A 12,596-nucleotide genomic window follows, 5' to 3' on the forward strand; every position below is an offset into this window, starting at 1 on the left:
TCCGGCCCCGGGGGGCGGGGCCGCCGAAATACGAGGGAATTGGAGGGTACCAGAGATGATGGTAGATCGCAGGAAGTTCCTCGCCGGCACCGCCGGGCTCGCCGCCGCAGCGACGTTCGGGCTGGGCGGCCGGTCGCCCGCCTTGGCCGAGGGAAGCGCGGACTGGGACGCCGCCGTCGCGGCGGCGAAGGGGCAGTCGCTCAACCTGATCATGGATCCGTTCGACGCGCACGCCAAGGTCGTCGACGTGTTCAAGGAGAAGTTCCCGGACATCAACGTCCAGGCGAACGCCATCCATGCCAGCGACGCCGCGCCGAAGGTCATCACCGAGCAGAAGAACGGGCTCTACAACTGGGATACCTGGTGGGCGGTCTGCTCGAACATGAACAACGTGGCGACGCCTGCGGGCGTGCTGGTGCCGATCGACGAGTTCTTCGTGCTGGACGAGGTGAAGGACAGGTCGAAGTGGCGGCTGCCGGACATGATGTACACGTCCGACCGCGGGAACTTCGTGTTCGTCCACACGCACTTCCTGATCAATTACGGCGCCTATGACGTCGACCAGGTGCCCGGCGGCGTGCTCACGCTCGACAACATCCTCGACCCGTCGCTCAAGGGGAAGATCGCGATCCGCGTTCCGAGCCGGCCGCACGGGGGCGCGATGATGCTCGCCCAGATCGCCAGGATGAAGGGCATCGGCGAGGTGGAGGCGATCCTCACGAAGATGGAGCCGGTGTTCGTGGACAACGACCGGCAGAGCACGATGTCCATCATTCGCGGCGACAAGGCGGTCGGCATCGGGACGTCCGAAGAGGCGCTCTTCCAGTGCCACGACAGCGGCGGCTGCGCGAACGTCAAGAAGTTCCCCGTCTCCGTCCTGCATTCGCGCGGCATCTCGGTGTTCAAGAACGCGCCGAACCCGGACGCCACCCGGATCTGGGTGAACTGGCTCCTCAGCAAGGACGGCCAGGAGACCTTCGTGCGCGAATGGGCGAAGAGCAATCCCGGCGGCGCGCTCTCGAACCGCGTCGACGTCGACCCCGATCCGAAGCACGTGGAATCGGTCCCGGATTTCGATCATGTCGGCGAGTACGTCGCGGTCGCGATGGACAGCGGCTGGAAGGACCTCAAGCAGGTGATCGACCTCTACAAGAAGGTCGCCGGCTGAAACCGCGGGGACCGGACTTTCCGGATGCCGGTCCGGATCCGGCGAGGGAGAAGAACCCCTCCCCCTAGGGGGAGGGGGATGGATCGCCGGGCCAGGCCCCGGCGACGACAGAGAGGGACGGCGACAGAGACGGCTGACGACAGAGAAGACGGGCCGGCGCCCTATTCCGCCGCGAGCGGCCGCCGGATCCCGGCCAGGATGCGCTTCAGGCGCTGCGGCGTGATCGGAAGCTCCGTGATCGCGCCCGGAATGCCGATCGCCTCGTCGACCGCCGAGGCGATGACCGCGCCGACCGCCGCGATGCCGCTCTCGCCCGCACCCTTGATGCCGAGCGGATTGCACGGGCTCGGCGCGTCCTCGGTGAGGAGGATCTCGACCTCCGGCACTTCGCTCGCGGTCGGTATCAGGTAGTCGGCGAAGGTGACGGAGAGCGGGTCGCCGGTCTCGCTGTACCGGAACTCCTCGTAGAGCGCGCCGCCGAGCCCCTGCGCGAAGCCGCCCGCGATCTGGCCGTGGACGAGCATGGGGTTGATCGCCCGCCCGATGTCGTACCCGACGAGCATCCGCTCGACGGCGACGCCGCCGGTCTCCGGATCGACCTTCACCACGGCCATCTGCACGCCGTAGGGATAGGTCTGGTGCTCGGTGTCGAACCAGCCGTCCGAGGACAGCCCGGGCTCGCGCCCGTTGCGGAGCTTCGCGGAAGGGGCGAGGTTGCGTGCGATCTCGCCGAGCGCGACGGACGGGCCGCTTTCGATGTCGGTCCGCACGACCCGCCCGGCGACGATGTCGAGCGCCTCGATCGGCGCCTGCATCATCTCGGCCGCGACGTCGAGGGCCTTCGCCCGCACCCTGGCGGCGGCCGCCGCCGTCGCGTTCGCCGTCATCACGGTGGCGCGCGAGGCATGGGCGCCGAGGCCGTATTCAATCCTGTCCGTGCGTCCGTGCGTCACGCGGATGCGGTCGTAGTCGACCCCGAGCGTCTCGGCGCAGACCTGCGCGACGACGGTCTCGAAGCCCTGCCCGACCGAAGCCCCGCCGGTGACGACTTCGACGGCGCCCGTCGTGTCGACGATCACCCGCGCCCCGTCGGTCGGACCGAGCCCGCTCTTTTCGACGAACACGGCGAGGGCGGCGCCCACCATCTCGCCGGCCGCGCGCCGGCGCGCCATGTCGGCCTGGACCTCGTCCCAGCGGAACGCGGCGAGCGCCTTGTCGAGGAGGAGCGCATAATCGCCGGAATCGTAGACCACGTTCTCGCCGAGGGCGGCGAGCGGGCGGGCGAACGGCATCTCTTCCTTGGCCAGGAAGTTCCGGCGCCGCACGTCGACCGGGGAAAGCCCGAGACGGCGTCCGATCTCGTCCATGACCCGCTCGCGCACGAAATTCGTCTCGTAGCGCGAGGGCGAGCGGTAGGTCGCGGCCGGCGTCTTGTTGGTGAGGCGGAAGTGGCCGCGCGCCCGGTAGACCGGAAGCCGGTACGGCCCCGGCAGCAGGCCGCAGGTGGAATCGGCGACGCGGGTGCCGTGGGTCCGGATATAGGCGCCCTGGTCGTGGAAGAACTCGTTGTCGATCGCGAGCAGCCGCCCCTCGGCGTCGACCGCGGCCCGGATCCTGTGGCGCTGCTGGCGCGAATGGTTCGTCGCCATCAGGTGCTCGCGCCGGTCCTCGATCCACTTGACCGGGCGGCCGAGGCGCATCGCGGCCATCAGGACCAGGATGTCCTCGGGATAGAGCTCGCCGCGCACGCCGAAGCCGCCGCCGACATGCGATTCGTAGAGATGGATGCCCGTGACGTCGCGCCCGAGCATGCGGCCGAGCGAATCCCGGTTCTTGTGCGGCACCTTGGCCGCGCCGTGCAGCTCGAGCACGTCGCGCGCCGCATCGTAGCGGCCGATCGCGCCGCGCGTCTCCATCGGAACGCCGGTGTGCCGGCCGACCGAGAGGTCGAGCTCGACGACGAGATGCGCTGCCGCGAAGGCGGCGTCGATGTCGCCGTAATCCTGGCGGACGAGCGTGGCCTCCGTGCTGCGCCCCGGCGAGAACTCGCCGGGCGGCGCGTCGGCGGCGAGGACGACCGGCAGCTCCTCGTATTCGACGGCGACGAGGTCGGCGGCGTCCTCCGCGACATAGGCGCTCTCGGCGAAGACCGCCGCGACCGGATCGCCCACATAGCGGACCGCCTCGCGGGCGAGGACGTGCTGCCGGTAGGGCGCGAGCTTCTCGTTCGGACCTTCGCGGAAATCGACGGGCGAGGCGTCCGGGATGTCGGCCGCGGTCCAGACGGCGACGACCCCGGGCAGCGCCCTTGCCGCCTCGGCGTCGATCGAGACGATGCGGGCATGCGCCATGGCGGAGCGCACGATCCGCATGTGGAGCTGATGGGGGAAGTTGATGTCGGCCGCGAAGCGGCCCCGGCCGGTCACGAGCGGAGGATCCTCCAGCCGGGGCAGCGACTTCCCGATGATGCCGCGTTCCGCCATCACGCTTGCGCCAGCCCGTCGCGCACCGCCTTCACCGCCTTGATGATGTTGGCGTAGCCGGTGCAGCGGCAGAGATTGGAGGAGAGCAGGTCGATCAGCTCTTCGTCGCCGATGTCGGGGCGCTTCCGCAGCACGCCGGCGGCGAGCATCAGGAAGCCCGGCGTGCAGAAGCCGCATTGCAGCGCGTGGTGGTCGATGAAGCTCTGCTGGAGCGGATGGAGCTCGTTTCCGTTTGCCAGCCCCTCGACGGTCCGGATGTCCCGCCCCTCGCACTGGATGGCGAACATGAGGCAGGAGCGCACCGGCTCGCCGTCGAGCAGGATGGTGCAGGCGCCGCAGACGCCGTGCTCGCAGCCGGCATGCGTCCCCGTCTGGCCGCAATCGTCGCGGATCGCGTCGACCAGCGTCTTGCGCGGCTCGACGCGGATGGCGTGCCGCTGGCCGTTGACGGTCAGCGTGAGGTCGACCTTTTCGTTCATGAGCGGGCTTCGATCTCCGTGCGCGGCCGCGCTTGCCTGTGCGCCATGGCGGCCGAGAGCGCGCGGCGCACCACCGTTTCCACGAGCTCGCGACGGTAGGTCCCGTCGGTCGCATGATCCTCGAGCGGGTCGATCACCGCGGCCGCCTTCGCCGCCGCGGCGCGGAACGCCGCTTCGTCCGGCGCCCGGCCGACGAGCGCCGCCTCCGCCTCCGCGATCCGGCGCGGATGCTCCTCGGCGCCGCCGACGCCGATCCGGGCCTCGCCGACCACGCCGCCTTCCAGCCTCAGCGTGGCGAGCGCCATGCCGAGCGCGAAATCGCCCGCCCGGCGGCTGAACTCGTAGAAGCCCCAGAGGCTGTCGGCGGGCAGGAGCGGCAGCCTCGCCTCGACCAGCATCTCGCCGGGCCCGATCGCGGTCGCCATGACGCCCTGGAAATAGTCCTCGACGCCGACGCTGCGCGTTCCATCCGCGCTGCGGATCACGAATTCCGCGCCGAGCGTCGCCGCGACGAGGCACCATTCGGACGCGGGGTCGGCATTGGCGAGGCTGCCGCAGAACGTCCCGCGCGTGCGGATCGGATAATGCGCGATGTGCGAGGCGACCTCCGCGAGGAGCCCGTCGAGCGGCGGGCAGCCGAGCGGCGCCTGGAGATCGGCATGGCGGACGAGGGCGCCGATCGCGAGCCGGCCATCCTCGACGCGGGTGCGGGCGAGCTCCGGAATCGCGTTGATGTCGACGAGATGCGGCGGATAGGCGAGGCGCAGCGCCATCATCGGCACGAGGGTCTGCCCGCCGGCGAGGATGCGTCCGTCCTCCTCGGCGACCTCGGCGAGGATCGCGAGCGCCTCGTCAAGCGTCGTCGGCCGGTGATACTTGAAGGGAGCTGGCTTCATCGCAATCCTTGGGCTCCGGTGCGCCGGCGCGGGCAGGAACGGGCCGGACCCGAATTCCGTCCCGTCGAGTGCGACGGCGTACCTATTTTTGTAAAATGAACTATTTCGGAACAGCGCGTCAAGGGCGGCGAACGGCTCTCCGCCCTGTCGTCGGCGCGCGATCGCGGCTGCGCCGATCGGGGATTCCGATCGCGCGGGCGGGTCACGCCGCGGCGGACGTCGAACGCGACAGGAGCCGGGCGATCGCCGGGCCGGCGAGGAGGACGAAGAGGAAGCGGGCGATCTGCATCGCCATCACGAAGGAGATGTCGACGCCGGTCGAGGCGGCGATGATGGCGACCGAATCGGCGCCGCCGGGGCTGGTGGCGAGATAGGCCGTGAGCGGGTCGATGTCCGCCACGAAAACGAGGCCCATCGCGAACACGCCGCAGAGCGCGATCAGCGCGAGGCTGAAGGCGAGGACGCGCGGCAGGATCCGCCCCGCATGGGCGACGAGTTCGGGCGTGAAGCGGGTGCCGATTCCCCAGCCGATCAGGGCATAGCTGAGGGCGAGCAGCCAGGGCGGCAGGACGATCGGCATCAGGTCGGTCGTCTTGACGGCGAGGCCGATCGCGAGCGGCACGATCAGCGCCCCGCCCGGTATCCGCAGGCGCTGCCCCAGCCAGGCGCAGGCCTGCGCGAGCGCGAAGGTGGCGAGGACCGGGAGCCAGGGCAGGTCCGGCAGCCAGTCCATCTGCGCGCCCGAGGCGCCGGCATGGCCGCCGGCGAGCCGGGCCACGAGCGTCGCGATGACCGCGCAGCACACGACGCGCAGGTACTGCATGATAGCGACCAGGCGCATGTCGGCGCCGTAGGATTCCGACATCAGCGTCATGACCGCGGCGGCGCCGGGCGAGGACCCCCAGATCGCCGTGGTGCCCGGCAGCATGCGCCCGCGGGACATCAGCCAGCCGAGGCCGCTCGCGGCGACGACCGTCGACAGCGTTCCGGCCAGGAAGATGGGCCAGCTCCCCAGGATCTCCCCGAAGATCGAGGCGGGCAGGTTGTCGGCGATCATCAGCCCGACAATGCCCTGCGCGGCGACGAAGGCCGGCGGCGGCAGCCGGAGCGTGCCCCCGGCCGCCGCCATGGCGATTGCCGCCGCCATCGGCCCGAGAAGGAGGGCGGCCGGCAAATGGAGCGATTCGAGCGCGACGACCAGCACCGCCGAAAACGCGACAAGCACCGCCCAGCGCGCCGCGGGCGGCCAGCCGCCCGGGCGCGGGCGCCACGCGCGATCGGGTGTCTTCCGGCCCTCCTGCAAGGCTCAGCCCGTCCGCCCGCCGGCCGCGCGGAAGGCTGTCTCGGAATCGGGCATGCGGGAACCTCGTCTTCGGAGCGGGCGCTCGGGCCGCGGCCGGGGCGCCCGAGGCAGGGCGGGTCGTTGCGAGGGTGGTCGTCTCGGACTGCTTATTTGAGCAGGGCGCACCAAAGGTCAACGCGCTTGAGCGACGCCCCCGTCGGCGTCTGTACAAATTTTTGCACACCCGGTTGACCGCGCCATGCCGAACGGCGAGGCTGCGGGTCGAGGTGATGTCGTCCTGCGGCTCTCCCGAGGCGCAAAGCCGGCTCGGAGCCCTGCGCGGATGTCTTCCCGGCTGCGCCACGATCGAGGAGAAGGCGGATGAACAAAATTTGGAAGGGCATTCTCTGCGGCGCCGCCCTGCTCGCGGCCGGGGCGACCTCCGCTTCGGGCCAGGGCATCGAGGACTTCTACAAGGGAAGGGACCTGACCGTCCTGATCGGCTATGCGCCGGGTGGCGGCTACGACGCCTATGCGCGCCTTCTCTCGCAGTTCATGGGCGCCCACCTGCCCGGCGGCCCGACCCTCGTGCCGCAGAACATGCCGGGCGCCGGGAGCCTGAAATCGGCCACCTATCTCTTCGGCGTCGCCCCGAAGGACGGCTCGGTGATGGGTACCTTCGCCCAGCAGCTCGCCGTCGCGCCTCTCCTCGGCGATGCGCCGTTCGACGCCCGCCAGTTCACCTGGATCGGCAGCGTGGCCGGCGAGGTGAGCGTCTGCGCCTATTCCACGGCCTCCCCGGTGAAGAGCTGGGAGGACATGAAGACGATACCGCACAAGGTCGGCGGCGAGGGCCGCGGCTCGGACGTCGATGCGCTTTCGCTGACCCTGAAGAACCTGTTCGGCGCCAAGCTCGAGGTCATCACCGGCTATCCGGGCACGACCGACATGATGCTCGCGGTCGAGCGCGGCGAGATCGACGGCGTGTGCGGCATCTCCTACGGCTCGCTGAAGAGCCGCTTCGCGAACCTCCTCGACGAGGGCAAGGTCCACGTCATCCTGCAGGCGGGGCTCAAGGGCGCGCCCGACCTCACGGTCCCGAACGCGGCGGATCTCGCGGAGACGACCGAGGAGAAGCAGATCATCCGCTTCATCCTCGCCCCGAACGTCATGGGGCGGCCCTATGCCGCCCCTCCGGGCATTCCCGCCGAGCGGGCCGAAGCGCTCCGGACCGCCTTCGACGCGACGATGAAGGACCCCGATTTCCTCGCCAAGGCGGCGAGCCTGCGGCTCGAGGTGAGCCCCGTCACCGGCGCGGAGATCGCCGGCCTGCTGGAGGAGATCTACGCGACGCCGAAGGCGGTCATCGAGAAGGCGGCCGAGGTCTCCGGCGCGAAGGAGGGCTGAGCCGGGAGGGGCGCGGGAAGGCGCCGCCGCTCCGCAGCGGCGCTAGCGCCGCTCCGCGGCGTCGAGCCGGGCCTTCCAGTGCAGCCAGGAGCGCTCGACCGGCGAGGCGCGGATGACGCCCGCGAGCGCGCGCTCCCCGGCCGTCAGCGCGTCGAGGCGGCCGAGCTGCATGGCCTGGCTCTGCACCGCCGCGTTCGCGGCCGAATGCACGGCCCGGAACACCATCTCGCGGAGGCTCCGCCCGACCACGGTCGCGCCGTGCCGGCGCATCAGTACCAGCCAGTGCGGCCCGAGCGCGCGGGCGAGCGAGGCGCCCTCCTCGGGCCTGGTGAGCAGCAGGTTGGTGTCGCCGAACTCGTGCTGGCTGTCCCAGAACGGCGCCTCCTCGCCGATCACCGCGCCGAGCTGGGAGACCGGCACGAGCGGCGTGCCGGCGACGCAGAAGGGCAGGATCGCGGGCGCATGGTGGTGGCAGATCGCGCTCACGTCGGGGCGCGCCCTGTAGATCTCCGAATGGATCACGACCTCGGAATAGAGCGGGCGGTCGGACGCGCCGACCAGGCTGCCGTCGAGGTCGAATTCCAGGATGTCGCCGGCCTGGACGACGATCGGGGGCAGCGCGCAGGACAGGAAGAACCGGCCGGGATCCGCCGGGTGGCGGACGCTGACATGGCCGAACGCGTCGAGGACGTCCTCGTTCACGAGCAGGCGGTTGGCCACCGCGAGCTCCTCCTTCAGGCCCGCAAGGTCGGCTTCGGCGCCTGCCTGGTCCTTGGAAAGCGCATCAGGCACGGCCGGACGCTCCATTGATGAGGGCGATGATGTCGGCCGGCGAGACCGGCGCCTGGGCGATCCGGACGCCGTAGGGCGAGAGCGCATCCTCGACCGCGGAGATGATGGCCGCCGGCGTCGGGATGACCCCGGATTCGCCGACGCCCTTCACGCCGAGCGTGTTGAGCGGCGAGGGGGACTGGCGGTGCAGGATCTCGATCTCGGGGATCTCGGTCGCGGTCACGAGCAGGTACTCGCCGAAATTGGTGGTGACGGGCTGCGCCTCGGCATCGAAGCCCATCCACTCGAACAGCGCGTTGCCGATGCCGTGCACGATGCCGCCGACGACCTGGCCGTCGACGATCATCGGGTTGATCATCCGCCCGCAATCGTGCGCGAGCGTGAAGCGGGTGACCGTCACGGCGCCCGTGTCGACGTCGACCTCCACCTCCGCGACCGCGCTCCCGCTCGAGAACGCCATGTCGTGCACGATCACGTGCTCCTCGGCCTCGAGCCCAGGCTCCAGATCGCCCGGCAGCTTGTAGCCGGGGGAGCCGTCGAGCGCCCGGGCGATCGCGCCGAGCGCGATGCCGTGCTCCGAGACGCCCTTGAGCGCCACGCGCGTGCCGACGATCTCGAGGTCGTCCTCCGCCACCTCGAGCATCGCGCTCGCGGCCTTGAGGATCTTCTTCCGCACCTTCATTGCGGCGGCGTGCGCCGAGTTGCCGGCCATCACCGCCTGGCGGCTGTTGAAGCCGCCGAAGCCGAGATTGATCGCCGCGGTATCGCCCGTCGTCACCGACACGTTCGCCATGTCGCCGCCGAGCTGGTCCGCGACGATCTGCGCGAGCATCGTCTGCGTGCTCTGGCCCATGGCGGTGGCGCCGGAGGCGACGCGGATCCGGCCGTTCGACGTCACGCGCACCTTGACCGGCTCGAACGGCCCGCGCCCCGTTCCCTCGACGTAGTTCGCGAGGCCGATCCCGATGTGCCGCCCCGCGGCGCGTGCCGCCTCCTGCCGCGCCCTGAAATCGGCCCAGCCGGTCTTCGCCAGCACGTCGGCCATCGCCGTCGGAAAGTCGCCGCTGTCGAGCGCCACGAAGGTGCCGCCGCGGAGCTTGAGCGGCTTCTCGCACGGCATCTGATCGGCGTGCACCAGGTTGCGCCGCCGGACCTCCGCGCGGTCGAGGCCGAGTTCGCGCGCGACGCGGTCGAGCAGCCGCTCCATCACGAAGGTCGCCTGCGGCTGGCCGGCGCCGCGGATCGGCGTGACCGGAACCTTGTTGGTGAGCGCGAGCTTCACGTCGAGCCGGTAGGCCGGCACGTTGTAGGGGAGCGGCACCGTGACGGCGGACCCGTAGGGCACGTTGACGCCGCGGGCGGTATAGGCGCCGTGGTCGTGGATCAGCGATCCGCGGATGCCGAGAATCCGGCCGTCGCCGTCGATTGCGATCGCCATGTCCCAGTACTGGTCGCGCTCCTGCGTGGTCGCGACGAAATGCTCCCGCCTGTCCTCGATCCATTTCACCGGCCGGCCGAGCAGGATCGAGGCGAGCGGGACCACGATCTCCTCCGGATAGAAGACGAGCTTCGGTCCGAAGCCGCCGCCGAGATCGGGCGCCACCACCCGGACCTCCTCGTCGTCCCTGCCGAGCAGCGCGCAGATGAGCCGCTTGGCGGGATGCGGGGTCTGGGTGGAGCTCCACACCGTCAGCCGGTTTCCGATCGGGTCGTGGGCGGCGACGACCCCCCGGCACTCCATCGAATGCGCGACGCCGCGGTGCTGCCAGAAGCTCTCCCGCAGGACATGCGGCGCCCGTGCGAAGGCCTGGTCGATGTCGCCATAGGCCATGTCGAAGGCGGCGACGAGGTTGTGCGGCTCGCGGGAATGGACGCGCGGCGCGTCGTCCGCGAGCGCGTCCCGGCAGTTCTCCGCGACCGGAAGCGGATCGTAGTCGATCTCGACCAGGGCGGCCGCATCCTCGGCGACGTAGCGGGAGGCGGCGACCACGATCGCGACCGGCTCGCCGACATGGACGACCTCGTCGGAGGCGAGCACCGGCCTGTCCACCTCCAGCCGGTAGCTCGGGCTCGGCAGACCGACGACGAGGCGTTCCGCCGTGAGATGGGGCACGAGATCGCCCGCCGTGAAGACCGCGACCACCCCGGGCACCGCCGCCGCGGCTGCCGTGTCGATGCCGCGGATCGCGGCATGGGCATGCGGGCTCCGCACGAATGCCGCCTCGAGCATGCCGGGGAGGTGGATGTCGTCGACGAAGCGCGCGCGTCCGCGCAGCAGCGCGTCGTCCTCGATCCGGGGGACCGCCTTGCCGACCATGCCGCCCGGATTCATGCCCGCGCCTCCCGCAGACGCGCCGCCGCGTCGAGAGCCGCCGCGATGATGTCGCGGTAGCCGGTGCAGCGGCAGATATTGCCGGAGAGCGCGACCTTGAGCTCGGCTTCGCTCGGCTCCGGATTTTCCGCCAGATACTCGACCAGCGTGGCGAGGATCCCCGGCGTGCAGAAGCCGCATTGCAGCCCGTGATGGTCCTTGAAGGCCTGCTGCAGCGGGTGGAGCGCGTCCTCGCCCGGTGCGAGCCCCTCGATGGTGGCGACCTCGCGGCCGTCCGCCTGGACGGCGAGCATCAGGCAGGAGCGCACGGCGAGGCCGTCGACGAGGACGGTGCAGGCGCCGCAGACGCCGTGCTCGCAGCCGACATGGGTTCCGGTGAGCTCGACCGCATGGCGCAGGAAGTCCGCGAGCGTGAGCCGCACCTCGACCTCCCGGTCGTGGCGGCTTCCGTTGACGGAGACCGAGATCGCCCGTCGTTCCGATCCTTGCATCGTCTCCGTTGCTCCGCTCAATGGATCGCTGCCGCGGCGATGCCGGCCGCCCGGGCGAGCGCGCGCCGCGCCATGACCGGCGCGAGATGCCGGCGATAGCTCGCCGGCACCAGCGCATCCCCCATCGCCTCGAGCTCGGCGCAGGGCCGGCAGAGCTCGGCGAAAAGCTCTTCCGAGGGAGTCTCGCCGGCGAGCGCAGCCTCGATCGCGGAGAGCCGGGTCGGCACCGGCTCGAGGCCGCCGAGAACGAGGGCGGCCCTGCCGATCCGCCCGTCGTCGCGGAAGGCGAGCAGTGCGGCCGCCGAGACGATGGCGAAATCGCCGTGCCGGCGGGCATATTCGGCGAAGCCGAATCCGTGGCCGGCGGGCCAGGCCTCGAAGACGATCTCCGTCACGATTTCGTCGAGGCCGGTGGCGGGCGTCATGTAGCCGAGCGGGAACTCGGAAAACGGGATCGCGCGCGTTCCGCCCGGCCCCGCCACCGTCACCGTCGCGTCGAGCGCGGCGCAGACCGTCACCAGCTCGGCGGACGGGTCGAGATGCGACAGCGAGCCCCCGATCGTGCCGCGGTTGCGGGTCTGGAGATGGCCGACATGGGCGAGCGCCGCGGGAATGATCGGGAGCTTCGCCGCGAGCAGGGCGGAGCGTTCGAGATCGCGCTGGCGCGTCATCGCGCCGATCCGGACGGTCCTCCCCTCCGCCTCGACATGCGCGAGCCCGGCGACCTTGTTGAGATCGATCAGGTGGTCCGGCAGGACGAAGCGCATGTTCAGCATCGGCATCAGCGACTGCCCGCCCGCGAGGAGCTTCGCGTTCTCGAGCGTCCCGAGCAGCGTGACGGTCTCTGCGAGGGTGCGGGGATCGTGATAGCGGAATGGCGGCGGCTTCATCGGCGGCCGTGAACCTCTCTCCAGCGACGCGCCAAGACTAGCCCGGCTGACCTAAAAGGCAACACGAATCCCAGAAATATGACAGGCGGCGTTCTCCCTCCGCGGCGTCTCCGGTCTCCCGCGCGAGGGTGCGGTCCCGACCCGCGATGCAGGTGGGCGCGGCGCCCGGCCTGCGGCTAGGCCCGCCCGAACAGCCGCTTCAGCGAATCCCGGAGCGCGGCGAAGATGAGGGAGAAGCCGGAGATCGGCTTGGCGGCCGGCTTCGGCGCGCGGGGCGATGCGGCTGCCGGGGCGGCGACCGGTGCCGGCGCTGCCGGCTTCGCCGGTCCGGGGGCGGCAGGTGCCGGTGCTTCGGGCAGGTCCGCAGCCGCGCCGG

11 protein-coding genes are annotated in these 12,596 nt (G+C 70.8%); 2 read left to right on the forward strand and 9 right to left on the reverse strand.

All coding sequences use genetic code 11. The features are described from left to right. The first annotated feature begins 55 nt into the window (after positions 1–55). The gene (locus E4O86_RS07445) at positions 56–1,168 is read left to right on the forward strand and encodes an ABC transporter substrate-binding protein (protein ID WP_161139890.1); all 1,113 of its coding nucleotides are present in this window, start codon (positions 56–58) and stop codon (positions 1,166–1,168) included. Between the two features lie 161 nt (positions 1,169–1,329). Here E4O86_RS07445 and E4O86_RS07450 read toward each other — a convergent pair whose 3' ends face one another. From E4O86_RS07450 to E4O86_RS07465, 4 genes are all read right to left on the reverse strand, one after another. Continuing rightward, positions 1,330–3,651, reverse strand: coding sequence for a xanthine dehydrogenase family protein molybdopterin-binding subunit (locus tag E4O86_RS07450; RefSeq protein ID WP_161139891.1), 2,322 nt, complete (start codon positions 3,649–3,651; stop codon positions 1,330–1,332). Then, positions 3,651–4,130, reverse strand: coding sequence for a (2Fe-2S)-binding protein (locus tag E4O86_RS07455; protein WP_161139892.1), 480 nt, complete (start codon positions 4,128–4,130; stop codon positions 3,651–3,653). Before E4O86_RS07455 ends, E4O86_RS07450 begins: the two co-directional genes overlap by 1 nt. Beyond that, positions 4,127–5,026, reverse strand: a complete 900-nt coding sequence (locus E4O86_RS07460) for an FAD binding domain-containing protein (protein ID WP_161139893.1) — start codon at positions 5,024–5,026, stop codon at positions 4,127–4,129. The genes E4O86_RS07455 and E4O86_RS07460 overlap by 4 nt, the downstream gene beginning before the upstream one ends. 202 nt (positions 5,027–5,228) lie before the next feature. After that, a complete protein-coding gene (locus E4O86_RS07465) occupies positions 5,229–6,251 on the reverse strand; it encodes an AbrB family transcriptional regulator (RefSeq protein WP_343039117.1) in 1,023 nt (340 codons plus the stop codon). Between the two features lie 438 nt (positions 6,252–6,689). Here E4O86_RS07465 and E4O86_RS07470 point away from each other — a divergent pair, with 438 nt between their 5' ends. Further along, complete coding sequence (locus E4O86_RS07470) at positions 6,690–7,715, forward strand: Bug family tripartite tricarboxylate transporter substrate binding protein (RefSeq protein WP_161139895.1); 1,026 nt, start codon at positions 6,690–6,692, stop codon at positions 7,713–7,715. Between the two features lie 42 nt (positions 7,716–7,757). Here E4O86_RS07470 and E4O86_RS07475 read toward each other — a convergent pair whose 3' ends face one another. The 5 genes from E4O86_RS07475 to E4O86_RS23165 all read right to left on the reverse strand — a co-directional run. After that, positions 7,758–8,507, reverse strand: coding sequence for a class II aldolase/adducin family protein (locus E4O86_RS07475; RefSeq protein ID WP_205520757.1), 750 nt, complete (start codon positions 8,505–8,507; stop codon positions 7,758–7,760). After that, entirely contained in the window at positions 8,500–10,839 is a 2,340-nt protein-coding gene (locus E4O86_RS07480) for a xanthine dehydrogenase family protein molybdopterin-binding subunit (protein WP_161139897.1), read from the reverse strand. The genes E4O86_RS07475 and E4O86_RS07480 overlap by 8 nt, the downstream gene beginning before the upstream one ends. Next, positions 10,836–11,330: a (2Fe-2S)-binding protein gene (locus tag E4O86_RS07485; RefSeq protein WP_161139898.1), complete on the reverse strand. Its 495-nt coding sequence runs from the start codon at positions 11,328–11,330 to the stop codon at positions 10,836–10,838. The genes E4O86_RS07480 and E4O86_RS07485 overlap by 4 nt, the downstream gene beginning before the upstream one ends. Positions 11,331–11,347: 17 nt before the next feature. Then, positions 11,348–12,220, reverse strand: coding sequence for an FAD binding domain-containing protein (locus E4O86_RS07490; RefSeq protein WP_161139899.1), 873 nt, complete (start codon positions 12,218–12,220; stop codon positions 11,348–11,350). Positions 12,221–12,396: 176 nt separating this feature from the next. Continuing rightward, positions 12,397–12,596 (reverse strand): hypothetical protein (locus E4O86_RS23165; RefSeq protein ID WP_205520758.1); only part of this gene is annotated, 200 nt, incomplete at its 5' end.

This window comes from Propylenella binzhouense, assembly GCF_009866965.1.
Classification (GTDB): domain Bacteria; phylum Pseudomonadota; class Alphaproteobacteria; order Rhizobiales; family Afifellaceae; genus Propylenella; species Propylenella binzhouense.

Bases quoted from the DNA above. Each gene is read 5' to 3' on its own strand.
- E4O86_RS07445 (WP_161139890.1), top strand. From the start codon at position 56: ATGATGGTAGATCGCAGGAAGTTCCTCGCCGGCACCGCCGGGCTCGCC.
- E4O86_RS07450 (WP_161139891.1), bottom strand. From the start codon at position 3,651: ATGGCGGAACGCGGCATCATCGGGAAGTCGCTGCCCCGGCTGGAGGAT.
- E4O86_RS07455 (WP_161139892.1), bottom strand. From the start codon at position 4,130: ATGAACGAAAAGGTCGACCTCACGCTGACCGTCAACGGCCAGCGGCAC.
- E4O86_RS07460 (WP_161139893.1), bottom strand. From the start codon at position 5,026: ATGAAGCCAGCTCCCTTCAAGTATCACCGGCCGACGACGCTTGACGAG.
- E4O86_RS07470 (WP_161139895.1), top strand. From the start codon at position 6,690: ATGAACAAAATTTGGAAGGGCATTCTCTGCGGCGCCGCCCTGCTCGCG.
- E4O86_RS07480 (WP_161139897.1), bottom strand. From the start codon at position 10,839: ATGAATCCGGGCGGCATGGTCGGCAAGGCGGTCCCCCGGATCGAGGAC.
- E4O86_RS07485 (WP_161139898.1), bottom strand. From the start codon at position 11,330: ATGCAAGGATCGGAACGACGGGCGATCTCGGTCTCCGTCAACGGAAGC.
- E4O86_RS07490 (WP_161139899.1), bottom strand. From the start codon at position 12,220: ATGAAGCCGCCGCCATTCCGCTATCACGATCCCCGCACCCTCGCAGAG.